At 72.3% G+C, this 25,823-nt stretch carries 25 protein-coding genes and 1 pseudogene; 11 read left to right on the top strand and 15 right to left on the bottom strand.

The features are described from left to right. Window positions 1-98 precede the first annotated feature (98 nt). From HD595_RS40180 to HD595_RS40160, 5 genes are all read left to right on the top strand, one after another. Entirely contained in the window at window positions 99-713 is a 615-nt protein-coding gene (locus tag HD595_RS40180) for a TetR/AcrR family transcriptional regulator (RefSeq protein ID WP_253778695.1), read from the top strand. Window positions 714-799: 86 nt separating this feature from the next. Next, a complete protein-coding gene (locus tag HD595_RS40175) occupies window positions 800-1,552 on the top strand; it encodes an SDR family NAD(P)-dependent oxidoreductase (protein ID WP_253778693.1) in 753 nt (250 codons plus the stop codon). A gap of 171 nt (window positions 1,553-1,723) precedes the next feature. Further along, complete coding sequence (locus HD595_RS40170; protein WP_253778691.1) at window positions 1,724-2,620, top strand: RNA polymerase sigma-70 factor; 897 nt, start codon at window positions 1,724-1,726, stop codon at window positions 2,618-2,620. 75 nt (window positions 2,621-2,695) lie between these two features. Further along, complete coding sequence (locus tag HD595_RS40165) at window positions 2,696-3,910, top strand: cytochrome P450 (protein ID WP_253778689.1); 1,215 nt, start codon at window positions 2,696-2,698, stop codon at window positions 3,908-3,910. A 235-nt stretch (window positions 3,911-4,145) separates the two neighbouring features. Continuing rightward, window positions 4,146-4,802 (top strand): maleylpyruvate isomerase N-terminal domain-containing protein, encoded by a 657-nt coding sequence (locus HD595_RS40160; RefSeq protein ID WP_253778687.1) that lies wholly within the window; start codon window positions 4,146-4,148, stop codon window positions 4,800-4,802. 27 nt (window positions 4,803-4,829) lie between these two features. Here HD595_RS40160 and HD595_RS40155 read toward each other — a convergent pair whose 3' ends face one another. Next, a complete protein-coding gene (locus HD595_RS40155; protein WP_253778685.1) occupies window positions 4,830-5,363 on the bottom strand; it encodes a YceI family protein in 534 nt (177 codons plus the stop codon). Between the two features lie 148 nt (window positions 5,364-5,511). Between HD595_RS40155 and sigJ the strand changes: the two genes are divergently transcribed. After that, window positions 5,512-6,447, top strand: coding sequence for an RNA polymerase sigma factor SigJ (gene sigJ, locus HD595_RS40150; protein WP_253778683.1), 936 nt, complete (start codon window positions 5,512-5,514; stop codon window positions 6,445-6,447). Window positions 6,448-6,480: 33 nt separating this feature from the next. Here sigJ and HD595_RS40145 read toward each other — a convergent pair whose 3' ends face one another. Beyond that, window positions 6,481-6,966 (bottom strand): carboxymuconolactone decarboxylase family protein, encoded by a 486-nt coding sequence (locus HD595_RS40145; RefSeq protein ID WP_253778681.1) that lies wholly within the window; start codon window positions 6,964-6,966, stop codon window positions 6,481-6,483. 182 nt (window positions 6,967-7,148) lie between these two features. On the opposite strand from HD595_RS40145, the gene HD595_RS40140 reads away from it, so the two are divergent. Then, window positions 7,149-8,072 (top strand): RNA polymerase sigma-70 factor, encoded by a 924-nt coding sequence (locus HD595_RS40140; RefSeq protein WP_253778680.1) that lies wholly within the window; start codon window positions 7,149-7,151, stop codon window positions 8,070-8,072. Window positions 8,073-8,082: 10 nt separating this feature from the next. Here HD595_RS40140 and HD595_RS40135 read toward each other — a convergent pair whose 3' ends face one another. Genes HD595_RS40135 through HD595_RS40120 form a run of 4 tightly spaced genes read right to left on the bottom strand, consistent with a single transcriptional unit; the run spans window position 8,083 to window position 11,790 of the window. Next, window positions 8,083-9,288, bottom strand: a complete 1,206-nt coding sequence (locus tag HD595_RS40135) for an SGNH/GDSL hydrolase family protein (protein ID WP_253778677.1) — start codon at window positions 9,286-9,288, stop codon at window positions 8,083-8,085. A gap of 14 nt (window positions 9,289-9,302) precedes the next feature. After that, complete coding sequence (locus HD595_RS40130; protein ID WP_253778674.1) at window positions 9,303-10,607, bottom strand: FAD-binding oxidoreductase; 1,305 nt, start codon at window positions 10,605-10,607, stop codon at window positions 9,303-9,305. A 32-nt stretch (window positions 10,608-10,639) separates the two neighbouring features. Continuing rightward, window positions 10,640-11,344, bottom strand: coding sequence for an SDR family oxidoreductase (locus HD595_RS40125; RefSeq protein ID WP_253778669.1), 705 nt, complete (start codon window positions 11,342-11,344; stop codon window positions 10,640-10,642). Continuing rightward, on the bottom strand, window positions 11,338-11,790 hold the full coding sequence (locus HD595_RS40120; RefSeq protein WP_253778666.1) for a carboxymuconolactone decarboxylase family protein: 453 nt from the start codon (window positions 11,788-11,790) through the stop codon (window positions 11,338-11,340). Before HD595_RS40120 ends, HD595_RS40125 begins: the two co-directional genes overlap by 7 nt. A gap of 136 nt (window positions 11,791-11,926) precedes the next feature. Here HD595_RS40120 and HD595_RS40115 point away from each other — a divergent pair, with 136 nt between their 5' ends. Continuing rightward, window positions 11,927-14,740: an AfsR/SARP family transcriptional regulator gene (locus tag HD595_RS40115; RefSeq protein WP_301309723.1), complete on the top strand. Its 2,814-nt coding sequence runs from the start codon at window positions 11,927-11,929 to the stop codon at window positions 14,738-14,740. Window positions 14,741-14,745: 5 nt separating this feature from the next. Here the strand turns inward: HD595_RS40115 and HD595_RS40105 are convergent, their stop codons facing one another. Further along, on the bottom strand, window positions 14,746-15,186 hold the full coding sequence (locus HD595_RS40105; RefSeq protein ID WP_253778663.1) for a DoxX family protein: 441 nt from the start codon (window positions 15,184-15,186) through the stop codon (window positions 14,746-14,748). Window positions 15,187-15,305: 119 nt separating this feature from the next. On the opposite strand from HD595_RS40105, the gene HD595_RS40100 reads away from it, so the two are divergent. Then, complete coding sequence (locus HD595_RS40100; protein WP_253778661.1) at window positions 15,306-15,881, top strand: TetR/AcrR family transcriptional regulator; 576 nt, start codon at window positions 15,306-15,308, stop codon at window positions 15,879-15,881. 2 nt (window positions 15,882-15,883) lie between these two features. On the opposite strand, the gene HD595_RS40095 is transcribed toward HD595_RS40100, so the two are convergent. The 7 genes from HD595_RS40095 to HD595_RS40060 form a co-directional block, all read right to left on the bottom strand. Beyond that, window positions 15,884-16,045, bottom strand: coding sequence for a hypothetical protein (locus tag HD595_RS40095; RefSeq protein ID WP_253778658.1), 162 nt, complete (start codon window positions 16,043-16,045; stop codon window positions 15,884-15,886). Between the two features lie 629 nt (window positions 16,046-16,674). After that, window positions 16,675-17,523 carry an SDR family oxidoreductase gene (locus HD595_RS40085; protein ID WP_253778655.1) on the bottom strand — a complete coding sequence of 283 codons (849 nt, stop codon included), beginning with the start codon at window positions 17,521-17,523 and terminating at the stop codon, window positions 16,675-16,677. A 73-nt stretch (window positions 17,524-17,596) separates the two neighbouring features. Beyond that, complete coding sequence (locus tag HD595_RS40080; RefSeq protein WP_253778652.1) at window positions 17,597-18,946, bottom strand: MFS transporter; 1,350 nt, start codon at window positions 18,944-18,946, stop codon at window positions 17,597-17,599. 454 nt (window positions 18,947-19,400) lie between these two features. After that, on the bottom strand, window positions 19,401-20,636 hold the full coding sequence (locus HD595_RS40075) for an RNA polymerase sigma factor (protein WP_253778649.1): 1,236 nt from the start codon (window positions 20,634-20,636) through the stop codon (window positions 19,401-19,403). Next, on the bottom strand, window positions 20,633-20,956 hold the full coding sequence (locus HD595_RS40070) for a YciI family protein (RefSeq protein WP_253778646.1): 324 nt from the start codon (window positions 20,954-20,956) through the stop codon (window positions 20,633-20,635). The genes HD595_RS40075 and HD595_RS40070 overlap by 4 nt, the downstream gene beginning before the upstream one ends. Before the next feature lie 37 nt (window positions 20,957-20,993). Next, window positions 20,994-21,590, bottom strand: coding sequence for a dihydrofolate reductase family protein (locus HD595_RS40065; RefSeq protein WP_253778642.1), 597 nt, complete (start codon window positions 21,588-21,590; stop codon window positions 20,994-20,996). Between the two features lie 193 nt (window positions 21,591-21,783). After that, window positions 21,784-22,167, bottom strand: a complete 384-nt coding sequence (locus HD595_RS40060) for an erythromycin esterase family protein (RefSeq protein ID WP_253778639.1) — start codon at window positions 22,165-22,167, stop codon at window positions 21,784-21,786. Window positions 22,168-22,317: 150 nt separating this feature from the next. On the opposite strand from HD595_RS40060, the pseudogene istA reads away from it, so the two are divergent. Further along, window positions 22,318-23,968, top strand: a pseudogene (istA, locus tag HD595_RS40055) (IS21 family transposase). Beyond that, window positions 23,965-24,768 carry an IS21-like element helper ATPase IstB gene (istB, locus tag HD595_RS40050; RefSeq protein ID WP_253778636.1) on the top strand — a complete coding sequence of 268 codons (804 nt, stop codon included), beginning with the start codon at window positions 23,965-23,967 and terminating at the stop codon, window positions 24,766-24,768. Before istA ends, istB begins: the two are co-directional and overlap by 4 nt. Window positions 24,769-24,978: 210 nt before the next feature. On the opposite strand, the gene HD595_RS40045 is transcribed toward istB, so the two are convergent. Further along, window positions 24,979-25,680 carry an alpha/beta fold hydrolase gene (locus tag HD595_RS40045; protein ID WP_308211385.1) on the bottom strand — a complete coding sequence of 234 codons (702 nt, stop codon included), beginning with the start codon at window positions 25,678-25,680 and terminating at the stop codon, window positions 24,979-24,981. Between the last annotated feature and the right edge of the window lie 143 nt (window positions 25,681-25,823).

Here is a 25,823-nt window from a genome sequence, read left to right as displayed (position 1 = left end):
GCGACGATAGAGTGGGCGGGCGCCCATCAACGGTGAGCGCCCGCCCACGAACACGACGCGCCCCCTCGCCGGGGCACGCCGGCCGGGAAGGATCCACGGTGCCGACAGGGATAGCCATGCGCGACGCGCGCGAGCAGTTGTTCGACGCCGCCGAGCGCGTCCTGCGACGCGAGGGGCCGAGCGCGCTGACCAGCAGAGCGGTCACCACCGAGGCGGGCTGCGCCAAGGGCGTCCTGCACCGGCACTTCGACGACTTCGACGACTTCCTGGCCGAGCTGGTGCGCGACCGCATCGCCCGCCTCCAGAGCCAGGGCGCCGCCCTGCTCGCCGCCGCCGGCACCGGCACCGTCACCGGCCACCTCGCCGGCATGCTGACCGACCTGTTCGGGCCGGTCGCCACGGCGATCGTCGGGCTCGTCATCGTGCGCGACGAGCTGCGCGCGCGGCTGCGCGCGACCACCCCGTCCGGCCTGCCCCTCCTGACCGAGGCGGCGGCGGTCATCGCCTCCTACCTCGCCGCCGAGCGCGAGCGCGGCCGCATCGCGCCCCGGGCCGACGTGGACGCCCTCGCCCCCGCCCTCATCGGGGCCGGGCACCTGCTGTTCGCCGACCGTGATGCCGGCCCGCCCTCGCCCGAGGCCGTCCGCAAGGTCGTGACCACCGTCCTGGCCGACGTCGTCCATGAGCCGCCCGACGAGCGGACCTCCCCCTGACATCAGGGTGATCTGCCTCACAACCTGTCACAAGCGTCGCCGGCGCCGTGTCTTGATGCCGACCCACCACGAAGGGAAGGCCAGACATGAACGGCATGGCGCACACGGAGCAGACGTCGGCGCTGATCACCGGGGCCAACAAGGGGCTCGGTCTCGAGGCGGCCCGGCGGCTCGCCGGACACGGGTGGAAGATCTTCCTCGGCTCGCGTGACGAGGGCCGGGGCCGGGAGGCCGCCGACAAGCTGGCCGCCGACGGCGCCGACGTGGTCCTCGTCCCCCTGGACGTGACCTCCGACGAGTCCGTCGCCGCCGCCGTACGGCTCGTGCGCGAGCACACCGACCGGCTGGACGTGCTGATCAACAACGCCGGCGCCCCCGGAAGGGCCGTCCCGCCGGCGGACGCGACGGTCGAGGAGGTCCACTCCGTCTACGACACCAACGTCTACGGCCCGATCAGGGTCACCCACGCGTTCCTGCCCCTGCTTGAGGCGGCGCAGAACCCGCGCGTGGTCATGGTGTCCAGCGGCGGCGGCTCCTTCGCGGTCGTGACCGACCCGAACCAGCCGGTCTCGGCGATGCACGAGCTGGCCTACAGCTCCTCCAAGGCGGCGCTGAACATGATCACCGTCCGGTACGCCCAGGCGCTGCCGCACATCAAGTTCAACGTCGCCACCCCCGGCGAGATCGCCAACCGCAAGTTCGCGGCCACCGACATGAACCGCCACACCGGCCAGCTCACGGTCACCGAGGGCACCGACTCGATCGTCCGGCTCGCGATGATCGACGCCGACGGGCCGAGCGGGATCTTCGTGGACCGCCTCGGCCCCGCCGCCTGGTGACCCCGGGCGCCCGGCAGGGGTACGCCGACCGGCTCAGGACCTGGGCCGGCTGGCAGGATCTGTCGGCGGAGGCCCAGGGCGCCCTCGCCCCGGCGAAGCGGTGACCCGCGGCCGACGCCGACCTCAGGGGCGGGCCACGACGGACGGCCCGCCCGCGACAAGGAACGAGACATGAGCGACCACGCCACCGACGCGGCGACCGAGGCCTTCCTCGCCCACCGCAACCTGCTGTTCACCGTCGCCTACGAGATGCTCGGCTCGGCGGCCGACGCCGAGGACGTCCTCCAGGAGACGTGGCTGCGATGGGTCAAGACCGACCTGGACCAGGTGCAGGACCAGCGCGCCTACCTGATCCGGATCACCACCCGGCAGTCGCTCAACCGGCTGCGCAGCCTGAAGCTGCGCAAGGAGGCGTACGTCGGCTCGTGGCTGCCCGAGCCGCTGCTCACCGCGCCGGACGCGGCCGAGGACGTCGTGCTCGCCGAGAGCGTGTCGATGGCGCTCATGCTCGTCCTGGAGACGCTGGCGCCGACCGAGCGCGCCGTCTTCGTGCTGCGCGAGGTCTTCGACGTCGGCTACGACGAGATCGCGGCCGCCGTCGGCAAGAGCCCCGACGCCGTCCGCCAGATCGCGCACCGCGCCCGCCGGCACGTCGAGGCCCGCCGCCCCCGCAAGCCCGTCTCCGCGCGCCAGAGCCGGGCGGCGCTGGAGTCGTTCCGAAGCGCCCTCGAAACCGGCGACCCGCAGCGCCTGCTCGACGTGCTGGCCCCCGAGGTCGTCCTGGTGAGCGACGGCGGCGGCGTCAAGCAGGCCGCGCTGCGGCCCATCAGCACCTCCGACAAGGTGGCCCGCTACATCGCCGGCGGCATCGGCAAGGCCCATGTCACGCTCACCACCGAGCCCGTCGTCGTCAACGGCGGCCCGGCGCTGCTCTTCCGCGTCGACGGCGAGGTGGACGGCGTCATGGCGGTCCGCGTCGAGGACGCCCGCATCACCGGCCTGTACTACGTCCGCAACCCCGCGAAGCTGACCCGCATCGCCTCCGCGACCCCGCTCACCGTGCGGTGAGCACCGGCGGCCGTCACCTCGCCGCCGGAGCTGTCCCCACCCCATCCAGCCGGATCTCTTACCGGGAGGTCATCGATGACCAAGAGCGTCACCGTTCCGCAGCTGCCGGTCGAGCGGGGCTGCCCGTTCGCCACGCCCGCCGGGCACGATCGGCTGCGCGAGCAAGCGCCGATCAGCAGGGTCCGCCTGATGGACGGCGCCGAGGGATGGCTCGTGTCCGGGCATGAGGAAGCCCGTGCCGTCCTCGCCGACCGCCGCTTCTCCTCCGACCGGCGCAAGGACGGCTTCCCGTTCGTCCTGGCCGACCCGCAGACCCAGCGGCAGTTGCGCGCCCAGCCGCCGCTCATGGTCGGCATGGACGGCGCCGAACACGCCGCGGCCCGCCGGCCGGTGGTCGGCGAGTTCACCGTGAAGCGGCTGGCCGCGCTGCGCCCGCGCATCCAGGACATCGTCGACCACTTCGTCGACGACCTGCTCGCCGCCGACCGGCGCCCGGTGGACCTGGTGCGGGCGCTGTCCCTGCCGGTGCCCTCGCTGGTGATCTGCGAACTGCTCGGCGTGCCGTACACCGACCACGACTTCTTCCAGAGCCGCACGGCCGTGGCGGTGAGCCGGACCTCGTCGTCGCAGGAGCGCCTGGGCGCGCTCGCCGAGCTGCGCGCCTTCATGGACGAGCTGGTCACCCGCAAGGAGTCCGAGCCCGGCGACGACCTGCTCAGCCGGCAGATCGCCCGGCAGCGCCAGGACGGCGCCCTGGACCACGCCGGCCTGGTGAGCCTGGCTTTCCTGCTGCTGACCGCCGGGCACGAGACCACCGCGAACATGATCTCGCTCGGCGTCGTCGCGCTGCTCACCCACCCCCAGCAGCTCGACCTGATCACCACTGACCCGGGCAAGACGCCCCTGGCCGTGGAGGAGCTGCTGCGCTTCTTCTCCATCGCCGACCTGGTCACCTCGCGGGTGGCCACCGAGGACGTGCGGATCGGTGAGGCCGTCATCAGGGCCGGGGAGGGCGTCGTCGTCTCGGGCCTGTCGGCCGACCGGGACCCGGCGGCGTTCGCCGATCCGGCCCGCCTGGACGTCGAACGCGGGGCGCGCCACCACCTGGCGTTCGGGTTCGGCCCGCACCAGTGCCTCGGCCAGAACCTGGCCCGTCTCGAACTGCAGATCGTCTTCGACACGCTGTTCCGCCGCGTCCCCACCCTGCGGCTGGCCGCGCCGGTCGAGGAGCTGCCGTTCAAGAGCGACGCCGTGATCTACGGCCTCCACGAGCTCCCCGTCACCTGGTGAACAGGGGCGCTCGACTCGCCGCCGCGTTCGTCGAGGAGCTCCGGTCACAGGGCGCGGCTCCTGGAAGCGGTGCCCCGGTGAATGTGGCCGCCTGCCGGAACCCGCGGGTTCGGGCGAGGCAAGGTCAAGGAGCACAAGCTCGGGCGGAGGGCCGGCAAGAAGGGCATGGGGGTCGGTGTGGTCCTCGCGGCCGGTGCGCTTGTCGGCGCGCGCGGCGCCGAACTACCGTGCCGATGTGGATCTCTTCTCACGCTCCTGGACGGCGTTGCGCACCACGGTCGCCGAACTCGCCGACGACGCCTTCGCCCGGCCGTCCGGCTGCGCCGGCTGGCTCGTCCGGGACCTGGTGTGCCACCTGGTCATCGACGCCCAGGACGTGCTGATCACCCTCGTCACCCCCGCCGCGAGCGAGCCCACCCGCGACGCGGTGACCTACTGGGAGGTCTCCCGGACGCCGCCGACCGGCGACGACCCGCTCGACGCGCTGACCGTCCGGCTGGCCGCCGCCTACGGCGAGCCCCGGCTGCTGAAGTTCCACCTCGACGACGTCGGCTCCGCCGCCGGCCGCGCCGCCGAGCTGGCCGACCCGGGCCTGCGGGTCGGCACCCGCGACCAGGTCATCACGGCGGGCGACTACCTCTGCGCGTACGTGATGGAGTGGACGCTGCACCACCTCGACCTGGTCGCGCACCTGCCGGGCGTCGCGGGGCCGCCCGCGGAGGGGCTCGCCCACTGCCGCGAGACGCTGGAGCGGATCGCCGGGACCGCCTTCCCTGCGTCGTTCTCCGACACCGACGCGCTGCTGGTCGGCACCGGACGGCGCGCCCCGACCGGCGAGGAGCGGGCCGCGCTGGGCGAGCTGGCGGCGCGCATCCCGTTCGTCCTCGGCTGAGCGGCGACCGTCAGGTCCTGGCCGGCGTCAGGCCCGCCGGATCGCGGCGACGTCGAGCTCCAGCGCCACCTTCGGGCTGACCATGACGCGGGTCGCGGCGTTCGCGTTCACGCCCCAGTCGTTGCGGTCGAGCGTGACGCCGCCCGTGAACGACACCTCGGACTCGCCCCGCGTGCCGGTCAGCTCAAGGTTCACGGTGACCGGCTTGGTCACGCCGCGGATGGTCAGGGCGCCGGTGACCGCGAAGCCCGTCCCGCCGAGGTGGCGCACCCCGGTGGAGGTGAAGGTGAGGGTCGGGTGGTCCGCCACGTGCAGGAACATGTCGCGCAGCTGGTCGTCGCGCCGCCGGTTGCCGGTATCGATGCTGGCGGCCCGGATCGTGAGCCGGACGCCGGACCTCGACGGGTCGTCGCCGTCCAGGTGCGCGCCGCCCTCGAACTCCTCGAAACGCCCGCGCACCCGGGTGGCCAACGTGTGCTTGGCGACGAAGCCGATCCGGGTGCGGGCGGGGTCGAGGACGTAGTCGCCGGTCAGCGCGCTGAGGGTGGTCATGGTGGTCATACCTGCTCGCTTCAGGGAGGAGTCGTTCATCACCCGTACGACGAGGAAGGCCCCCGGAATGTGAGGCCGGGCGCCTGACCTCACATTCCGGGGCGCTGTCTCGTCGTACGGGTGGAAGCACCCGCGACGAAGGAGAGCCGGCGACACCATGACCACCCCTTCCGAGCCGGCGGACGGCCGGCTCGACCCGGGCCTGAGCGCGATCGTGAACGAGCGGCGCCAGCTGATCAATCTCGCCTACCGGCTGCTGGGCTCCCTGGCCGACGCCGAGGACGTCGTGCAGGAGACCTACGCCCGCTGGTACGCCATGTCCCGGGAGCGGCAGCAGGCCGTCGCGTCCCCCGGCGGCTGGCTGACGACGGTCGCCAGCCGCATCTGCCTCGACGTGCTCGGCTCGGCCCGCGCCCGGCGCGAGAGCTACGTGGGCGAGTGGATCCCCGAGCCGCTGCCCGACCGTACGGAGTGGATCGAGGAGCGGCCGGGCGACACCACGGCCGACCCGGCCGACCGGGTCACGCTGGACGAGTCGGTCAACATGGCGTTCCTCGTCGTGCTGGAGTCGATGACCCCGGCCGAGCGGGTGGCGTTCATCCTGCACGACGTCTTCCGCTACTCCTTCGGCGAGGTGGCCGAGATCGTCGGCCGCAGCCCGGCGGCCTGCCGCCAGCTCGCCTCCTCGGCCCGCCGCCGCATCCGCGACGCGCGGACCCCGGCGACCTCCACGGCCCGGCGGGCCGGCGTCGTCAGGGACTTCAAGCAGGCGTGGGAGGCCAAGGACATCGACGCCCTCATCGGCCTGCTCGATCCCCGGGCCACGGCGGTCGGCGACGGCGGCGGCGTCGTCAGCGCCGTGCTCGACCCCGTCGAGGGCGGCGAGCGGATCGCGCGGTACCTGATCGAGGTCACCGGCAGGGCGCCCGGCATGACGATCCTGGAGCGGACCGTCAACGGCCAGCCCGGCCTGGTGGCGCAGCGCGACGGCGTCATCGAGGCGGTGTTCGCCTTCGAGGTCGCGGGCGAGCGGATCACCCGTATCTGGGCCGTGCGCAACCCGGACAAGCTGCGGCCGTGGACGGCGGGCTGACCCGCCGCCCACGGCCGCGGATCGGCCTGCCGGTCAGTTCGCCAGGGCGGCGAACTGACCGTGCTCGTAGGCGCCGCCCTGGGTGCGCACGATCACGCCGAGCCGGTTGGCGGCGTTGATCATGGCGATCAGGTAGACCAGCGCGGTGATCTGCTCGTCGTCGTAGTGCTCGCGCGCCCGGGCCCAGGTCGCGTCGGACACGCCGTGGTGGGCGTCGGCGAGCCGGGTGCCCTCCTCGGCGAGCGCCAGCGCGGCCCGCTCGGCGTCGGTGAACACGGTGGACTCGCGCCAGGCGGAGACCAGGTTGAGCCGGACGACGCTCTCGCCGGCGGCCACGGCGTCCTTGAAGTGGTAGTCGACGCAGAAGCCGCAGCCGTTGATCTGGCTGGCGCGCAGCATCACCAGGTTCTGGGTGGCCCTGGGCAGCGTGGACTGCTCGATCGCCAGGCTGACGTTGAAGAACCGCTTGGCGATCTTGGCGCCGAACTCGGTGCTGTTCAGGTCCATACGGGGTGCCATGATGTTCGTCCTCATTCGTGGTGTCGTGTGCTGCCGCACTGAACGACCACAAGATGCCGACGGCCCGACGCTTGTGACAGCTCTGCTGTGTGACGTACGCCACCGCCGGCGGGTGTCACAAACGGGCCGGCGCCGGCGTCCTGTGTGCGGCACGGCCGACAGCCAACAGACAGGAGCCAGCCATGAACGAGCGCGGCGAGCCGACGGCGGACACCCCGGAGCCGCGCGCCGGCGGCGGCCAGGACACCGCCACCGAGGCGTTCGTCACCCACCGCAACCTGCTGTTCACCGTCGCCTACGAGCTGCTCGGCTCGGCCGCCGACGCCGAGGACGTCCTGCAGGAGACCTGGCTGAAGTGGGCGGGCGTCGACCTCGGCACCGTGCAGGACCAGCGCGCCTACCTGGTGCGGATCGCCACGCGCCAGGCGCTGGGCCGGCTGCGTTCGCTGGGCCGGCGCAAGGAGTCCTACGTCGGGCCGTGGCTGCCCGAGCCGCTGCTGACCGCGCCGGACGTGGCCGAGGACGTCGAGCTGGCCGACAGCGTGTCGATGGCGATGCTGCTGGTGATGGAGACGCTGGGGCCGACCGAGCGGGCGGTGTTCGTGCTGCGCGAGGTGTTCGACCTGTCCTACGACGAGATCGCCGAGGCCGTCGGCAAGAATCCGGCCGCGGTCCGCCAGATCGCCCACCGGGCCCGGGCGCACGTCGCCGCCCGCCGGCCACGCGGGCTCGTCTCCCCGGACGAGACCCGCGACGCCCTGGAGGCCTTCCGGCGGGCGGTCGTCACCGGCGACCTGCAACGGCTGCTCGACGTCCTCGCGCCGGACGTCGTGCTGCTGACCGACGGCGGCGGGGTCGTGCGGGCCGCCCTGGCCCCCGTCGTGGGGGCCGGCACGGTGGCCGAGCTGCTGGGCCGGATCAACGCCGTGGCGACGCTGCACCCGGCGCAGGTCAACGGCCACCCGGCCCTGATCGTCCGGGTCGACGGCGAGGTCGACACCGTCATGGCGATCCGCGTCGAGGACGGCCTCATCACCGGCCTCTACGCGGTGCGCAACCCCGCGAAGCTGTCGCGGGTCGAGCGGGAGACCGCCCTGCGCCGCTGAGCCCCGCCTGTCACAGGGCGCGCGGATCGACGGCGTCGGCCATCGCCTGGTACCCCGCGGGGTTGGGGTGCAGGTGGTCGCCGCTGTCGAAGGCCGGCCGGATCCGGTCGGGGTCGGCGGGGTCGGCGACGGCGCGTTCGAAGTCGGCGACCGCGTCGAACTCGCCGCCGGTCCGGATCCACGCGTTGACCGCGTCACGGACGGCCTCGGCGTCGCCGGTCAGGCGCGCCGGCAGCAGGGTGCCGCCGATGATCCGCACCCCGCGCGCGTGGGCGGCGCGGATGAGCTTCCGGTAGCCGCCGATCAGGTCGCCGGCGCTGACCTCGACCACGGGCGTGGTGCAGGGGGTGGGGTCCTGCGCGGCCAGGACGATGTCGTTGATGCCCTCCAGCACGATCACGCTCCTGATGCGGGGCTGGTCGAGCACGTCCCGGCGGAAGCGCGTCACCCCTCGCTCGCCCAGGCACGCCGAATCGTTGAGCAGGCGGTTGCCGGCGATGCCGAGGTTGAGCACCGGCCGCCTGCCGTTCAGCCTGCGGGCCAGCGCGTCCGGGTAACGGTCGTCGGCGTCCAGGGTCGCGGCGTACCCGTCGGTGATGGAGTCGCCGAAGGCCGCCACCGCGGGCGCCCCGCCCTGGACGTCCACTCCCGACAGGTAGAACCACGAGGTGTTGGTCTCGGCGAAGGCGGCCGCACCGAGGTCGCGGGTGTGGTCGCCGGAGGCCCGGTAGGAGGTGGCCTGGGCGAGGTTGTGGTAGGTGGCCGGGCCGGTCGCGCCCTCGACGTACAGGGTCACCGTCAGCCGGTCGCCCGGCTCGACCGCCAGCCGCACGGGATCGCTCGCGGCCTGCCCGCCGGCGGGGATGTCGAGGGAGGCGGCGCGGGCGAAGGTCAGCGGGCGCAGCGTGCCCGGCTGGACGGCGGCGCCCGCGCCGGCCTTGCCCACGCTGGCGCCGGTGAGCCGGAGCGGGGTGACGCCGTAGGCGTTGGAGAGCCTGATCCGCACCGCCGAGCCGGCGGCGGTGACCCGGACCGTCTGCCGTACGGAGTGGTTCGTGAAGCCCTTCTCCGCCCAGGTGGGATACCAGACGTCGGGCGAGGGTCGCTGGACGCCGGCCGCCCAGGCCGCCGTCCACCTGCCGCCCGCCGCTTCGGCGGGTGCCGGCGCCGCTGTCAGGGCGGCGACCAGCGCGGCTGCGGCTGCGATCTTCAACATGGTGGTTGCTCTTTTCAGTCCAGGACCGGGAAGTTGGCGCGGAACACGCCATAGGGGTCGCGGTCGCGCTTGACCTCGCGCAACCGGGCCAGGGTGCCGGCGGGGAAGGCCTGGGCGGCGTGGTCCCCCGGGGCGAGGAAGGTGTACGGCTTGCGGCCGCTGACGGCCTGGCCCAGCGCCTCGACCAGGGCAGCCTGCTTGCCCCGCACCGCGTCGGCCAGGTGGGGCAGCCGCAGGCCGAGCAGGTAGAGCAGGTACGGCTCGGCCAGCGGGCCGCCCGCGCCACCGGCGGGGTCGGCCTCGGACAGCGCCCCGCCCAGGTGCCGGACCTGCAGGTTCAGCAGCGGTGCGAGGTCGGCGCCGGCGAGCGTGTCCAGCGTCGCCTCGTCCAGGCCGGTCAGCAGCTCGGTGCGGGCGAGCATCGGGCTTGGGTCGGTCGGCTCGGCCGCGATGGTCCCCAGGTCTGCGATGTCCATGAGGCCGCGCGTGTCGGAGCTGCTGCCGCCGATCTCGTCGAAGGCGGTCAGCAGCGCCTTGGCCTCGGCGTCGTCGCCGAGGTAGGTCACGTCGACTCCGACCATCGCCGGCGCGGGCGGCGGCGGGGCCATCCGGTTGACCCACACCGACAGCTCACGGGGGGCGTCCGCGGTGACGCGGCGGAAGGCGTCGAAGACCGCGCCGGCGTGGGTGGCCGGCCAGGTGATCCGGCCGCCGTACACGCTGGGCGCCGGGTACAGCGCCAGCTCGATGGAGGTGATGAGCGCGTAGTCCCCGCCGCCGCCGCGCAGCGCCCAGAACAGCTCCCCGTCGGATTCGGCGGTGACGCGCACCTGCTCGCCGTCGGCGTCGACGATCTCGAAGGCGCGCACCGAGTCGGCGGCCCACCCGTACGCGCGGCCGAACCACGAGACGCCCCCGCCGGCGAGGAACCCGGCGACCGTCACGGCCGGGCTGCTCCCGACCGGCCCGGTCAGGCCGTGTCTGCCGGTCTCGGCCAGCACCCGGCCCCACCGCACTCCGGCGCCGACGCGGGCCAGGCGCGCCGGGGCATCGACCTCCACCTCGTCCAGGCGGGCGGTGCGCAGCAGGATCACGCCCTGCACGTCGCCCGATGCGCCGTGGCCCGACGGCTGGGCGGTGACCGTCAGCCCGGCTTCGCGGGCGTAGCGCACCAGCGCCGCCACGTCCGCCGCGTCCTCGGCCTCCACGACGGCGGACACCGGCTGGCGGACGCCCACCGCCCACGGGCCGGCCGCCTCGTCGAACCCGTCCTCGCCGGGGAGCAGCACACGCCCCCGGACCGCATGACGTAGATCCATAGCTGTCGTCTCCTTCACGGGGTTGTCGCGGGTCACCAGGGAAGAGGGCCTTCGTGCTGGACGAAGCCGGCGGTCGGGCCGTCGGTGTCCAGCAGCGCCATGGCGACGATCGGCGTGGCGCCCTCTTCGGGGGTCTTGATGCCGCTGTTGTGGTTGATGTCGGTCTTGACCCAGCCCGGGTCGACCGCGTTGACCTTGATCGGGGTGTCCCAGAGCTCCTTGGCGTAGGACACGGTGATCATGTTCAGGGCGGCCTTGGAGGAGCAGTAGACGAGGTTGAACATCGGCCACAGCGGATGCTCCTGGTCCAGGGTGCGCCCGAACGAGCCGCGCTCGCTGGAGACGTTCACGATGCGGCCCGCCGGTGAGCGGCGCAGCAGCGGCAGCATCGCGTTGGTGACCTCGATGACGCCGAACACGTTCGTCTCGTAGACCTGGCGGGCCTCGGCGGTGGTGGCCTGGCTGGGCGGTCCGTCGTCGAAGGTGATCCCGGCGTTGTTGACCAGGATGTCGAGCCGGCCGTACTCCTGCTCGACCCACGCCGCCGCGGCGCGGACGCAGGCCGCGTCGGTGACGTCGAGCCGCACGAACGGCAGGCCGAGCCGCTCGGCCGCGGCGCGGCCCCGCTCCTCGTCACGGGCGCCGACGATCGCGGTGACACCGGATTCGGCCAGCAGGCGCGCGACCTCGAAGCCGATGCCCTTGTTCGCGCCGGTGACCAGCGCGACCGCTACCACGCCGCACCGGCGATCTGCCGCGTGGAGGCGTTGAGGCGATTCCAGAGGTTGACGGTGGAGATCGTCATGATCAGCGCGGCGAGCTCGGTCTCGGAGTAGAGGTCGGCGACCTCGTCCCACAGCTCGTCGCTGACCTGGCCGCCGTCGGCGAGCCGGGTGACCTGCTCGGCCAGGGCCAGAGCGGCGCGCTCGGCGTCGGTGAAGTACGGCGCCTCGCGCCAGGCCGCCACGGCGAACAGCCGCTCGTCGCTCTCGCCCGCCTTGCGCAGGTCCTTGGCGTGCATGTCGACGCAGACGCTGCAGCCGTTGATCTGGCTGGCCCGCAGCAGCACCAGGTCCACGGTGACCTTGGGCAGCCCGGCCTGGTCGGCGGCCTTGGTGAGGTCCATGAGCGCCTTCATGGCGCCGGGAAGGACGACGGCGGGGTTCTTCATGCGTGCCTGCATGGGAGCCTCCTCATCAGGGGTGATCGGCTGATGTGACCAGCATGGGGAGGGCCGTCGATACGTTCGCTATGCGATGTCGATGCACCGCCGATGGGGCCGGCCTCTACGGCAGAAGGGGCGAATGTAGGATGCGCGGATGGACCTGCGGTTACGGATCCTGGGCCCGGTCGAGGTGTCCGCCGGTGACCGATCGCTTCCCGCCCTGGCCCCGCGTCACCGCGCGTTCCTGGGCTACCTCCTGCTGCACGCCGGTGTGGTGCTGAGCGTCGAGCGGCTGATCGACGCGATGTGGGGGCCGACGCCGCCGGACACGGCCCGCGCCCAGGTGCACGCCGCGTTGACCGCGATCCGGCGCACGCTGCGCGCCGCGGACGCGGCCCACCTCGTGCAGACCCGCCCGGCGGGATACGTGATCGTTCCGGAGCCCGGGCAGCTCGACTCGCGGGAGTTCGCCGGGCTCGTGGCCGGGGCGGAGTCCGAGCCGGCCACGGCCGTCAAGGCGCTGCGCGAAGCGCTCGCCCTGTGGCGCGGGCCCGCCCTCGCCGACGTCCAGGCCTTCTACGCCGACGGTGCCAGGGGCCGCCTGGAGGACCAGCGGCTGGCCGCGGTCGAGCGGCTGGTGGAGCTGGAGCTCGCCGCCGGAGGGCACGCCGAGCTCATCGACCTGCTGTCCGGCGAGCTGGCCGTGCATCCCCTGCGGGAACGGCTGGCAGGGCAGCTCATGCTGGCCCTGCACCGCGCCGGGCGCCAGGCGGACGCGCTGGCCGTCGGCCGCGACTACCGCCGCAGGCTGGCCGACGAGCAGGGTCTGGATCCGGGCCACGCCTTCCTGGCCGTGGAGGAGAGCGTGCTGCGCGGCGAGCCGGCCGTGTCCCCCCAGGCGGCCGGCCCGCCGGCCGTGTCCCTCGGGGCGGTGGCCGGGACCCTGCCCGCCGAGGCTGAGCCGCCCGCCGCCGCTGCCAGGCCCGTGGCGGCGTTCCTGCCGTACGACATCGCCGACTTCGCCGGCCGCTCCGCCCAGCTCGCGGAGCTGTGCGAGGGCGCCTCCCAGGGGGTGACGATCTCCGCCATCGACGGCATGGCGGGCATCGGCAAGACCGCGCTGGCCGTCCACGCCGCGCACCGGCTGGCCGAGCGCTACCCCGACGGCCGGCTCTTCATCGACCTGCACGCCCACACGGAGGGCCAGCGGCCGCTCGAACCCGCCGAGGCGCTGGAGGCGCTGCTGCGCCAGCTCGGCGTGCCGACCGAGCGCATCCCCGCGTCGATGACGGAGCGGGCCGCCCTGTGGCGGGCCGAGCTGGCCGGCCGCCACGTGCTGCTGGTGCTGGACAACGCAGCCGACACCGCCCAGGTCCTTCCCCTGCTGCCGGGCGCCTCGAACAGCCTGGTGCTCATCACCAGCCGCCAGCGGCTCACCGGCCTCGACGGCGCGCGAACCCTGTCCATGGACGTGCTGCCCCTGCCCGACGCCGTCGCGCTCTTCACCGGCATCGTGGGCGAGCGCGCCGCCGCCGAGCCCGCGGCGGTCGCGGAGGTCCTGCTGCTGTGCGGGTTCCTGCCGCTGGCCGTGCGCATCGCCGCCACCCGCCTGCGGCACCGCCCCCACTGGAGCGTCGCCCACCTCGCCGGACGCCTGCGCGAGGAGCGCCGCAGGCTCACCGAGCTGGCCCGGTCCGAACGCGGCGTGGCGGCCGCGTTCACGCTGTCGTACCGGCAGCTCACCGACGACCAGCAGCGGCTCTTCCGCCTGCTCGGGCTGCATCCCGGCCGCGACATCGGGCCCCACGCGGCCGCCGCGCTCGCCGACCTGCCCGTCGAGCACGCCGAGGACGTGCTGGAGGACCTCCTGGACGCGCACATGCTCCAGCAGCGCGCCCTCGGCCGCTACATCCTGCATGACCTGCTCAGCCGGTACGCCGCGCAGCTCGCGGCCGAGCAGGACCCGCCGCGGGTCGGGCAGGAGGCGTTGACCCGGCTGCTGGGCCACCAGTTGTCTACGGCGTCGGCCGCCATGGACGTGCTCTACCCCGACAGCGCCCACCGGCGGCCGCGCGTCGAGCGATCCGCGCCCCCGCCGGTCCCCCTCCATGACGCCGCGCAGGCGCTGGCGTGGCTGGACGCCGAACGCGCCAACCTCGTCCTGGCCGCCGACCGCGATCCGGCGCACACCGGCCTGCTGGCCACCACGCTGTACCGCTATCTGTACGACCACGCCCACCACGACGACGCGCTCACCCTCCACGGCAAGGCCCTGCGGGCCGCCCGGAGCCGCGGGGACGCGACCGGCGAAGGGCGGGCACTGACCGACCTGGGCTGGGTGCACCAGGTGCAGGGCAGCCGTGACGTCGCCCGTGAACACTTCGAGAGCGCTCTGGCCGCCTGCCGCACGGCGGAGGACCCGCGCGGCCAGGCCCGGGCGCTGATCGGCCTGGGCCGGGTGCGCACCGACGAGGGCGAGCACGAACGCGCCAGGGAGGCCGACCTGCGCGCCCTCGACCTGTTCCGGGAGATCGGCGACCGGTTCGGCGAGGCCGTGACGCTGGACCACCTCGGCGTCGTCCACGAGCGGCTGGGCCAGTACGCGCGCGCGGCCGACCTGCACCACCAGGCGGTGGAGCTGTCCAGGGAGATCGGCAGCCGGGGCGGCGAGGCCGACGCCCTGGACAACCTCGGCGTGGCCCGCGCCCGGCTGGGCCGGCTCGCCGAGGCCCACGACCATCACGAGCAGGCGCTGGAGCTGTACCGGCGCTTCGGCTACCGGCGGGGCGAGGCCAGGGCGCTCAACAACCTGGCCGAGGTCGCGGCGAGCCTGGGCGAGGCCGGCTGGGCCGCGCGGTTGCACACCGCCGCCCTCGACCTGGCCGTGGAGCTGAACAACCGGGGCGAGGAGAAGCGCGCCCGCACGGCCCTCGCCAGGCTCCAGCCCGGTCACTCTCCCGGCGGGTGACCGGCCTAGACTGCCGCGGCGACGGCGGCGGCGATGAACAGCACCTGCAGGGCGGTGCGGACGGGCAGCGGGGTCACGGGCTTGCCGCCCAGGGTGAGGCCACGGCGGGCGGCTGAGACGTTGGCCGGGAACATGGCGGCCATGAGCAGCGCGAGCCCGCCCGCGGCCAGCGGCGCCAGGGGCGGGATGAGCAGCCCGGCGGCGCCGGCCAGTTCCAGCACCCCGGTCAGGGTGACCAGCAACGCGGGATGCGGGAACGCCGGGGGGATCATCGCGATGAAGTCGCGGCGCCACGAGGGCAGGAAGTGCGGGACGCCGGTGGTGACGAACATCAGCGCGAGGGCGCCCCGCAGTGCGGGCTGCCAGCCGTCGAGGACCTCGATGCCGGCCACGCCGAGCACGCGCAGGACGACGAAGCCACCGATGAGGGCGATGAGCGGAGCCATCCCCTTCTCCAATCTTGCCGGTCTTGCCAGGGGAAAAATCTAGTCACTGGAAAGATTGCGGCACACTCGCGATTTTGTCAATGTCAAGATAGGGTGGTCGTGATCATGAGAGCGCGGAGGTGAGACCGATCAAGCAGAACGGCTACCACCACGGCAACCTGCGGCGCGCCGTCCTCGACGCCGCCCTGGAGGCCATCGCCGAGTCGGGCCCCGCCGGCTGGAGCCTGCGCGAGCTGGCCCGGCGGGCGGGTGTCTCGCACGCCGCCCCCGCCCACCACTTCGGCGACAAGACGGGGCTGCTGACCGCCGTGGCCGCCGAGGGCTTCGGGATGTTCGCCGACGCCCTTGAGCGGGCGGGTGACGACGCCCTGGAGGTCGGGGTCGCCTACGTCCGCTTCGCCGTCGGCCACCGGCCCTACTTCGAGGTGATGTTCCGGCCGGAGCTGTACCGCATGGACGATCCCGGCCTGACGACGGCGCGCGAGCGCGCGGCCCGGGTGCTCCTCACCAGTTCCGGCAGGCTGTCTCCCGCCCCGGCGCAGGAGCGCCTCACCACGATCGCCGCCTGGTCGCTGGTCCACGGCTTCGCCTGCCTGTGGCTGAGCGGCTCCCTCCCCGAGGCCGCCCGCGAGGACCCCGAGGCCCTGGCCCGTTCGGTGATCCGGCTCTTCCCCGGCACGTCCTCGCCGAGCTGAGGTCACTCCCCCACGTACTGCCGTCCAGGGTGAGCGTCGCGCGAGAAGGCCGCAGCCGGCATGGCGTACGCGGAGCACACCAGCCCGCCCAGCCGCGTCGCCCCGCCGTCGCCGAAGCGCCGGGTGGCCACGCCCATGGCGTTCAGGCCGCGCTCCAGGTCCACGCGTGGAGAACGCGACCACCGTGTCACCGTGCCGGTCGACCCAGCCCAGCACCTCCCGGACCAGCGCGCGGGCCAGGGATCCGAGCCCCGTCCCCGCGGCGCGCGACCAGGGGCGGCCGGTGGCCAGGCGGCTGGCCTCCCACACGGCCGGATCCCGGGGGGCCGGCGCGCCGCGCAACGCCTCGGGGAAGACGTCACGGAGCATGTACGGGCCGTCGGTGCGCAACAACCGGCGGCAGCTCCCCCGCCCGGCCGACCATGATCCGTCGCGCGCCCCCTCCCTTGGCGAACCGTCCCCGAGCACCCTCCGCGTCCAGAGCCGGCTCCTCAGCCGATCACGTGTCGCCCTGTTGTTCGCCGGGCCGGGAGCGCTGGACGACGCGGGCGCGGCCGGCCGGCGGCTCCTCCCGGCCGGCGCGTCACCGCGCGTGGCCGGCCGGAGGGCCGCGCAGGACCAAGGCGCTGTCCCCAGCGGCCACGCCACCCTCTCTCGCCGGCGGTGCGCCGGGCGACGCCGGTGCGGTCCGGCTGGACGAGATGCCTGCTCATCGAGTTGGACGCGCGCACGGACCAGCTCCGAAGGGCGCGGAGGATCGCCGGCAGCACGGCCCGCGTCCGGGCCGCGTCCGTCACTGGAAGATGTGGATGTTCTCGCGGACCCAGTCGTGGAGGGTCAGCGGTGGCTTGCCGGTGAGCCTTTCGACGGTGTCGAAGATCTTCCGGTCCCAGTCGGTCGATTGGCGCTTGAGCTCCAGCAGCGCCTCCAGACGAGGGCCCGACCAGCCGAGGCGGTCGAATTCCGCCTGGGTCTCGGCCGGCGTGCGTTCGATGAGCCTGATCGGCCGGCCGAGGACCTGGCCGATGATGTCGGCCTGGTCACGCGGTGAGTAGGCCTGGCCACCGGTGAGGGTGTAGGCCTGACCGTCGTGGCCGGGCGTGGTGAGGACGTGCGCGGCGACGGCGGCGATGTCGCGGGGATGGATCATCGCGGACACGGGGTCGCCTTCGGTGACATACATGGCGTGCTCGCCGGCGATGGTCCGGGCGTAGCCGTACAGGTAGGCCATGAAGGTGCCGGGGCGCAGCATCGTCCACGTCAGGCCGGAGTCCTTGATGACCTGTTCGCCGAGCCGGTGGCCGGTGCTGATGGGGTCGGTGGCGTCGAAGGTGACGCCGCTGGTGGACAGCTTGACCAGATGGGAGACCCCGGCCCTGACCGCCGCGGCGACCAGGTTGCGTTCCTGGACGGGGCCCTCGGGGCCGTAACCGGGCGGCAGGACGAAGACCTTGTCGACACCGTCGAGGGCGGCGGCGAGACTGTCCGGTCGGTCGAAGTCGCCGGTGGCGACCTCGACGCCGGCGGGGAACTCGGCCTTGGCGGGATGGCGGGTCATGGCCCGGACGGGGACGTTCCGGTCGGCGAGCAGGGCGAGGAGTTCGGAGCCGACAGTGCCGGTGGCACCGGTGATGAGGAACATGAGAGGTCCCTTCTCGGGGTTCAGGAACGGGAGAGCTTGGTGTCGGGGAGGAACAGGGACAGGGCCAGCCCGATCAGCGCGATCGGGATGACGGCGACGAAGACCAGGTGCAGCGCGTCGGCGTAGGCGGCGGGCCAGGCCGGGCCGGGAGCTTGCCGGTCACGAGCGCGGCGAAGAAGGAGGTGCCCAGCGCGGTGCCCATCTGCCGGGCCATGGTGGCGGTGCCCTGGACGGCGCCGATGTCGTCACGGCCGGCGGCGTTGCGGGCGGCCAGGCTCAGGGCCTGGGAGTTGAGCCCGCCGGCGATGCCGAACAGCAGCAGGAAGACGGTCGCGAGCACCGGCCCGGCGTCGACGACCGCGCACAGCAGTCCGGTCAGCGCGAACAGGACCATGCTGGCGCTGGGATGGCGGCGGTAGGAGCCGGTGCGGGCGATCAGCTTGGTGGAGGCGTAGGAGGTGAGCACGACGCCGAGCATCATCGCGGTGAGCAGGTAGCCGGAGGCCTGGACGCCGAGGGACAGGACGGCCTGCAGCCAGAGCACCAGGTAGTTGACGATGCCCAGGCCGAGGAACCCGGCGACGAAGCCGACCGCCACGACGATGGAGAACGTCCGGTTGCCGAACAGGCGCAAGGGGATGATCGGGTCGGCGGCGCGGCGCTGGGCGAGGACGAACAGCACCGGCAGGAGCAGGCAGGCGGCGGCCAGGCCGAGGATGACCGGGGAGGTCCAGGGATAGGCGCTGCCGGCCCAGGTGGTGAGCAGGTTCACCGCGACGATCGCGGCGACCAGGAGGATGACGCCGAGGTGGTCGATGCGGGCCCGCCTGCGCTGGGCGGGCAGGTGCAGCCGGATCGAGATGACGGCCACGACGAGTGCGCCGAGGGGCAGGTTGACCAGGAAGATCGAGCGCCAGCCGGCCAGGTCGGTGAGCAGGCCGCCGAGGGTGGGTCCGGTCAGGGACGCGGCGCCGAAGGTCAGGGAGAACCAGCCGTAGTAGCGGGCGCCCTGCTGGGGGGTGAACATCTCGCCGAGGATGGACAGGACCGAGATGAACAGGCCGCCGCTGCCGATGCCCTGGACGACCCGGAAGGCGATCAGCTGGGTCATGGTGTGAGCCAGGCCGCAGGCGGCCGAGCCGGCCAGGAAGACCAGGATCGAGACGAGGAAGACGCGCTTGCGGCCGTACAGGTCGCCGAGTTTGCCGTAGACGGGGACGGCGGCGCTGCCGGCGATGAGGTAGCCGGTGGTGACCCAGGCGAACTGGTTCAGGCCGCCGAGGTCGGCGACGATGCGGGGCAGCGCGGTGGCGACGATCTGCGAGTCGAGCAGGGACAGGAAGACCACTGCCATCAGGAGGGCTACGACGCTGGTCGCGCCGGCCGGAACGGCTTCGGCGCGCATGGAGGAACGGGAGGTCACGAAGATCCTTGCGATCAGGGAGGCAGGCCCCGGGAGGGGGCCCGCAAACGAACGGACGAAGAACATCGGCCCGGAACGGGCGATGGAGATGGATTGGTCAGGCATGAACCTGACGCGAAACCGGCCTACGCGGCCCTCTCAACCCTGATCCACCCGGTCGCGGGTCATCGATCAAGGTTCTTCATGGTGTTCGTTTGTTCTCGAGGCTCCCGATGAATCGCTAGGACGCGGACAGTCCGGGAGGTGATCAACCGGACGCCGGCGACGCTAACACCCCATGCCAGGGCGGCGCCACTCCGGGGCGACCGGTGAATGTCCCGGGGATTGCGATCCTCGGCGTGTACGGATGAGGCGCCTCGGCCGCGACGGCGGTGAGCTCACCGCTCCGGTCGGCCACCTCACCGCTCACGGCGGCTGCCGAGGGCGCCCCTCCTGGGCGGCCACGACGCGGACGCTACCGCAGCTGGGCGCGGCGGCGGGTGAGGTAGGCGATCTCGCCGGTGTTGCCGGCCAGCTCGATGGCCCGGTCGTAGGCCGCGCGCGCCTCATGACCGCGGCCCAGCCGGCGCAGCAGGTCGGCGCGGGTGGCGTGGTAGGCGTGATAGCCGGCCAACGCCTCGGCCAGGCGGTCGACGATGGCCAGCGCCACCTCCGGCCCGTCGAGCTCGGCCACGGCGATGGCCCGGTTGAGGGCGATGATCGGCGAGGGGTCGAGGCGGGCGAGCCGGTCGTACAGGGCGAGGATCTGCGACCAGTCGGTGTCGCGGATGTCGCGGGCGGAGGTGTGCACCGCGTTGATCGCGGCGAGGATCTGGTAGCGGCCCGGAGCCACCCCGGCGGCGGCAGCGGCCAGGCGTTCGCGCACCAGCCGGTGGCCTTCGGCGATCAGCTCCGCGTCCCAGGCGCCGCGGTCCTGCTCGGCCAGCGGGACCAGTTCGCCGCCGGTCGAGACGCGGGCGGGGCGGCGGGCCTCGATGAGCAGCATCAGCGCCAGCAGGCCGGCCACCTCGCCGCTCCGCGGCAGGAGCGCGCGGATCAGGCGGGTGAGCCGGATCGCCTCGGCGGTCAGGTCGTGTCGTACGGGATCGGTGCCGGGGCCGCTGGCCAGGTAGCCCTCGTTGAAGATGAGGTACAGGACGGCCAGGACGCCGGAGACGCGGGCCGGCAGATCGTCGGCGGAGGGCATCCGATAGGGGATGCGAGCCGCCTTGATCTTGGCCTTGGCGCGGGTGATGCGCTGCTCCATGGTGGTCGCCTGCACGAGGAAGGCACGGGCGATCTCGGGCACGGTCAGGCCGCCGACCATGCGCAGCGTCAGCGCCACGCGCGCTTCCACCGCCAGCGCCGGGTGACAGCAGGTGAAGATCAGCCGGAGCCGGTCGTCGTCGATGGCGCCCAGCGGCTCGGGCGGGGTGTCGTCGAGCAGCATCTGAGCCTCCTTGTGCTTGTCGTCGCGCTTGTTCTCGCGCCGGATCCGGTCGATGGCCTTGCGGTTGGCGGTGGTGGTCAGCCACGCGCCCGGGTTGGGCGGTACGCCGTCGGCCCGCCAGCGCTCGACGGCGGTCGCGAACGCCTCGGCCGCGGCCTCCTCGGCGATGCCGAGGTCGCCGAAGCGCCTGGTCAGCGCGGCCACCACCCGCGCCCACTCGTCGTGGTGGGCCCGGGTGATCGCCTCCTCGACGTCGCTCATCGGAACGGCCGCACCTCGATCTTCCGGTCGCAGACCTTGGACGCCTCGGCGGCGAGCTTGAGCGCCACGTCCAGATCGGGGACCTCCCACACCCAGATGCCGGCGAGGTACTCCTTCGACTCCACGAACGGCCCGTCGCTGAACACCGCCTGCTCGCCCCGGTTGTCGATGACCGTGGCCGTGTCGGTGTCCGCGAGTCCGCCCGCGAAGACCCAGTGGCCCTCGGCGATCAGTCGTTCGTTGAACGCGCTGATGGCAGGGCGCCTGTCGGTGCTGCCGGGATCGTTCTTGTCGTCGATGACGGAAATCAGGTAGCGCATGTGGAGATCATCTCCCATGTGTGCCGGTCAGGGACGTTCAGGCCGTCGCGTACCGCGGGCGCCCGGCCGGCCGGTGGACCTGGATCGTCACGCCCTTCGTGTCGACCCGCGACTCGGCCAGGTCGAGCGCGAGATCCGGGCCGTTCTCCGGGAACAGTCTCGCGCCCTGGCCGAGGATCACCGGGACCACGATCAGAATCATCTCGTCGACCAGGTCGTTCTCCAGCAGCCACCGGACGAGGGTGCCACTGCCGTGCACCTGCAGCTCACCTCCCGGCCTGGCCTTCAGCTCACTGACGGCCGCCGCCAGGTCACCGCGCAGAACGGTCGTGCCCTTCCAGCGTGGCGCGGTGAGCGTGGTCGAGGCGACGTACTTGGGGGTCTCGGTCAGGGCCACGCCGATGGGATGCGCGCTGGACTCCCAGGAGGTGAACAGCTCGTAGGTGCGCCGGCCGAACAGGAAAGCGTCGGCGCGCTGGTAGGTCCGCGTGATGAACGTCCTGGTCTCGTCGTCACCCGCGCCCAGGGCCCATCCGCCGCGCTCGAATCCGTTCCTGCGGTCCTCGTCCGACGCGCCGCCGTTTCCCTGTGTCACTCCGTCGACGGTGATCTGGGTCATGGTCGTCAGCTTCATGATCGCGGTTCCTCCGCCTCGGCGCCGCCCCTTGCGGGCGGCCTCACCCTCGCTACGAACAGCACCGCCCCGATCCGACACCTCCTCCCGGGCTTCCGCGTGCAATTCTCCGGAACGCCGGTCGTCATCGGTCCGGCCCGGCATGACGCGGACGCTCTTCGGTCACCCCCACAGGGCGTGCGGGGGTGACGGGTCAGGCGCCGAGGCCGTCCTGCATCGTGGCGGTGGGACTGATCAGGACGCCGTCGAAGGCGTCGGCGACGGGCATGGTCATGGTGCCGCTCTGGGCGCGGATGCGGGTGAGGTCGAGGAGCCGGTCGCGGTGGCGGGCCTGGCGCAGGTCCACCAGGGCCAGGCCGATTCCGGCGTCCAGAGCGGCGGCCTCGACGCTGCCGGGCTCTGGCGGTGCGAGGGCGGTGTCGGCGATGGTGAAGCCGAGGGGCGCGTCGGCATCGGGATACATCTCGACGGTGTGCTCGGCGGCGCTGGTGAGCGCCAGCGCGACGTAGTCCTCACCGAGCGCGTGATGCAGGTGCCGGCCCATCGGCAGGGTGGTGAGGTGGCCGTCGTAGGCCACCGGGTGGTTCTGTCGATGACAAGTGACAGCGTTTGACGGTCTGCTGCGACAGCGATCGTTTCCGCTGCAAGGTGATGTCGCTGAGAAGTAACAGCGCCCGAGGGCTTGCGGTGGGAGCATTGATGTGCTTCGCGGGATGAGGTGGCGCTGGTGCAGCCCAAGTCCAAGGTCGAGTTGTATGCGGCGATCCGCCGCGATTCTCGAGCGGGGCTGTCCATCCGAGCCATCCAGAGCAAGTACAACGTGGGCTTCCGCACGGTGGAGAAGGCGCTGGCCTCGGTCTGGCCCGAGCCGCGTAAGCCGTTGCCGCCCCGCCCGTCGCGGCTGGATGCGTTCAAGCCGCTGATCGACCAGATGCTGCGGGTGGATCTTGACGCGCCGCCTAAGCAGCGGCACACCGCCAAGCGCATCTTCGACCGGCTGCTGGAGGAACACGGCGCGGTGCAGGTGTCGTACGGGATGGTCCGCGACTACGTCGCAAAGCGCCGCCCGCAGATCCGATTGGAGGCGGGCCGGGCGCCGGCGGAGGTCTTCATCGAGCAGAGCCACCAGCCCGGGGCCGAGGCCGAGGTGGACTTCGGGGATGTGTGGATCCACCTGGCGGGCGAGCTGACCAGGTGTGATCTGTTCTCGTTCCGGCTGTCGTGGTCGGGCAAGGCCGTGCACCGGATGTTCCTCACGTGCTCGCAGGAGGCCTTCTTCGAGGGGCACGTGCATGCGATGTCCGTATTGGGCGGCGTGCCCACGGGCAAGGTGCGCTACGACAACCTCAAGCCCGCGGTGGCCCGGGTGCTGGGCTTCTCCCGGGCCCGGGTGGAGTCGGAGCGGTGGGTGGCCTTCCGCAGCTGGGCCGGGATCGACGCGTTCTACTGCCGGCCGGGGCTGGTCGGCGCGCACGAGAAGGGCGGAGTGGAGGGCCAGATCGGCTGGTTCCGCCGCAACCACCTGGTGCCCGTCCCCGAGGTCGCCTCGATCAGCGAGCTCAACGCGCTGATCGACCAGTGGGACATCAAAGACGAGCAGCGCCGGATCCGGATGCGCACCCAGACCATCGGCGAACGCTTCGCGCACGAGCGGGCCCTGCTGGCGCCGCTGCCGGTCGAGCCGTTCGAGATCGGCCGGCTGCCGACACCGCGCGTCAACATGCACGGACAGATCACCGTGCGCACCAACCGCTACTCGGTGCCGATCCACCTGGCCGGGCACCAGGTGCGGGTCATGCTGTTCGCCTCCCATCTGGTCGTCTATCACAAGGGCGCAGAAGTGGCCCGGCACGAGCGGCTGATCGCCAAGGGCGGGGCCCGGTTGGAGCTGGACCACTACCTGGAGGCCCTGGCACACAAGCCCGGCGCGCTGCCCGGCGCCACCGCGCTGGAACAGGCCCGGGCCGCGGGCACCTTCACCGCCACGCACGAGGCCTGGTGGGCCGCGGCCCGCCGCAAGCATGGGGACGCGGACGGGGACCCGGGCGCTGATCGAGGTGCTGCTGCTGCACCGGCACATGGAGCATCGGCACGTGGTGGCGGGGATGGAGGCCGCGTTGAAGGTGGGCGCGTTGACCGCCGATGCCGTCGCGCTGGAGGCTCGCAAGATCGCTCAGGCCGACGACAGTCCGGAGCCGGCCCCGCCCCGGCCGGAACGGCTGGCCTGGCTGGATGAGCCCGCGGTGGTGTCGCTGACCACCCGGCGGCTGGCCCAGCTGCCGCCCGACACCCGGCCGCTGCCGTCGGTGGCGGTCTATGACCAGTTGCTGCGCCGCCGCCCCGGCGGCCGGCCCGCATCCGAGGGAGAGCCGCCATGACCACCTTTCACCGCCGCGCCCTGACTGACGAAGCGGCCGAAGCCTCGATCTACCAGGCCTGCCAGCGGTTGCGGCTGCCGACCATCCGCAGCCAGTTCGTCGAGCTGGCCGCCGCCGCCCCGCGTGACCAGATGAGCTATCTCGGCTTCCTGGCCGAGCTGTTGATGGCCGAGTGCGATTACCGCGCCCGCAAGGCCGCGGACCGGCGGATCAAGATGGCGAGCTTCCCGCGGCAGAAGTCACTGCGCGAGTTCTACTTCGACGCCAACCCCCACGTCGACCCAGCCGTCATCCACACGCTGGCCAACTGCGACTGGGTGCGCAAGCATCAGCCGCTGTGTCTGATCGGCGATTCGGGGACGGGTAAGTCACATCTGCTCATCGCGCTGGGCACCGAGGCCGCGATGGCCGGGTTCAAGGTCAAGTACACCCTGGCCGCCAAGCTGGTCAACGAGCTGGTCGAGGCCGCTGACGAGAAGGTTCTGACCAAGACCATCGCCCGCTACGGCCGCGTGGATCTCCTATGTATTGATGAGCTCGGCTATATGGAGCTTGATCGGCATGGAGCCGAACTGCTGTTTCAGGTTCTCACCGAAAGAGAAGAGACCAACAGCGTCGCAATTGCCTCAAATGAGTCGTTTTCGGGATGGACTAAGACATTCACCGAACCTCGGCTCTGCGCCGCCATCGTGGACCGGCTCACCTACGGCGGCAACATCATCGAGACCGGCACCAAGTCCTACCGGCTCGCCCAGACCCGCGCTCAGGCCGATGCCGTCGCCGGCAAGGCCGTCGGCTGACCATTTTCTTTGTTCTTCCTCGGCAACGCGCCTGGTCCGCCGCTGGGAGGAGCGGGTCAAGATGCAGCGCCCGCAGGCGAAGCCGAGGACGAACGATCTTGACGCGGGACGAGCAGTGGTCATCGTCCTCGCGCCGAGAAAGAACAGCAGCACGTAGACAAGCGAGCCCGGCCACAGATCAGCTGAGCGTCGCCACAGGCGTGGCCCTGCTCACGGCATGCCAGCGTTAGCGGCCAGGAACGGCAGCACCGTTGGCAGAACGTCGGTCGATCTGTCCCAGCAGCCCTTGTGATCTGCGTCGGAGATGGACAAGAAGTGGACGCCTGAGCGCTCGGCGAAGGCCTGCATCGGCTCGTGCCAAGGGTCGGCTGTGACCGCGTACAGCAGCATCGGCACGCCGGAGTCGGCAAGTTCCCGATGGAGTCCAGGCTCGCGAGAGAACGCCTCATAATTGGCGCGGAAACCAGCAGGATCACCTGCCTCGATCAGGGCAGCCTGATAGGGATCGGCAGCGGCGCCTTGCTTCATCAGCTGGTACGCGTCGGTGTCGGCGGGCAGGTCGAGCAGACGCAGCGTAGGGCCGACCGCAGAGCGGAAACCATCGATGGGATCAAAACCGCCGACCACCAGGCAGGTCAGCCGGTCGGGCGCATGCGCGGCGACCGCGTAACCGGTCATGGCGCCGAGCGAGTATCCCCAGAACGCGCCCCTTTCGACGCCTACCTCGTCCAGCACCGCCGTGACCGAGTCCACCCGCCGTTCCAGCGAATAGTCCTCGGCCCGATGCGGAGCGTCGCTCCCACCCAGGCCGAGCGGGTCAATGGCGATCACGGTATAGGTGGACGTGAGGGCGGACGTGTACCCGCTGTGCGCCCAATGTGCTCCGTCCTGGAACATGCCCGGATGAAGCACCACCGCAGGGCCATCGCCGGAGACCTCGTAGGAAATCTTGAAGGGGTCCCGGTAGCAATGAAGAAATTTCCAACGAAGTTGCCTCTGACCAGGATTGATAAGGACACCTATGGCTAAGGTCGCGATTCGCTTACGGTATTGAC

Source organism: Nonomuraea roseoviolacea subsp. carminata, assembly GCF_024172185.1.
Classification (GTDB): Bacteria; Actinomycetota; Actinomycetes; order Streptosporangiales; family Streptosporangiaceae; genus Nonomuraea; species Nonomuraea roseoviolacea.
The sequence above is the reverse complement of the archived record's forward strand: the minus strand, read 5'-3'. Positions and strand labels throughout refer to the sequence as shown.

Excerpts from the sequence above, each read along its gene's own strand:
- HD595_RS40175 (WP_253778693.1), top strand. The coding sequence starts at position 800 with ATGAACGGCATGGCGCACACGGAGCAGACGTCGGCGCTGATCACCGGG.
- HD595_RS40170 (WP_253778691.1), top strand. The coding sequence starts at position 1,724 with ATGAGCGACCACGCCACCGACGCGGCGACCGAGGCCTTCCTCGCCCAC.
- HD595_RS40165 (WP_253778689.1), top strand. The coding sequence starts at position 2,696 with ATGACCAAGAGCGTCACCGTTCCGCAGCTGCCGGTCGAGCGGGGCTGC.
- HD595_RS40155 (WP_253778685.1), bottom strand. The coding sequence starts at position 5,363 with ATGACCACCATGACCACCCTCAGCGCGCTGACCGGCGACTACGTCCTC.
- sigJ (WP_253778683.1), top strand. The coding sequence starts at position 5,512 with ATGACCACCCCTTCCGAGCCGGCGGACGGCCGGCTCGACCCGGGCCTG.
- HD595_RS40145 (WP_253778681.1), bottom strand. The coding sequence starts at position 6,966 with ATGGCACCCCGTATGGACCTGAACAGCACCGAGTTCGGCGCCAAGATC.
- HD595_RS40140 (WP_253778680.1), top strand. The coding sequence starts at position 7,149 with ATGAACGAGCGCGGCGAGCCGACGGCGGACACCCCGGAGCCGCGCGCC.
- HD595_RS40135 (WP_253778677.1), bottom strand. The coding sequence starts at position 9,288 with ATGTTGAAGATCGCAGCCGCAGCCGCGCTGGTCGCCGCCCTGACAGCG.
- HD595_RS40130 (WP_253778674.1), bottom strand. The coding sequence starts at position 10,607 with ATGGATCTACGTCATGCGGTCCGGGGGCGTGTGCTGCTCCCCGGCGAG.
- HD595_RS40120 (WP_253778666.1), bottom strand. The coding sequence starts at position 11,790 with ATGCAGGCACGCATGAAGAACCCCGCCGTCGTCCTTCCCGGCGCCATG.
- HD595_RS40115 (WP_301309723.1), top strand. The coding sequence starts at position 11,927 with ATGGACCTGCGGTTACGGATCCTGGGCCCGGTCGAGGTGTCCGCCGGT.
- HD595_RS40105 (WP_253778663.1), bottom strand. The coding sequence starts at position 15,186 with ATGGCTCCGCTCATCGCCCTCATCGGTGGCTTCGTCGTCCTGCGCGTG.
- HD595_RS40085 (WP_253778655.1), bottom strand. The coding sequence starts at position 17,523 with ATGTTCCTCATCACCGGTGCCACCGGCACTGTCGGCTCCGAACTCCTC.
- HD595_RS40075 (WP_253778649.1), bottom strand. The coding sequence starts at position 20,636 with ATGAGCGACGTCGAGGAGGCGATCACCCGGGCCCACCACGACGAGTGG.
- HD595_RS40070 (WP_253778646.1), bottom strand. The coding sequence starts at position 20,956 with ATGCGCTACCTGATTTCCGTCATCGACGACAAGAACGATCCCGGCAGC.
- HD595_RS40065 (WP_253778642.1), bottom strand. The coding sequence starts at position 21,590 with ATGAAGCTGACGACCATGACCCAGATCACCGTCGACGGAGTGACACAG.
- istB (WP_253778636.1), top strand. The coding sequence starts at position 23,965 with ATGACCACCTTTCACCGCCGCGCCCTGACTGACGAAGCGGCCGAAGCC.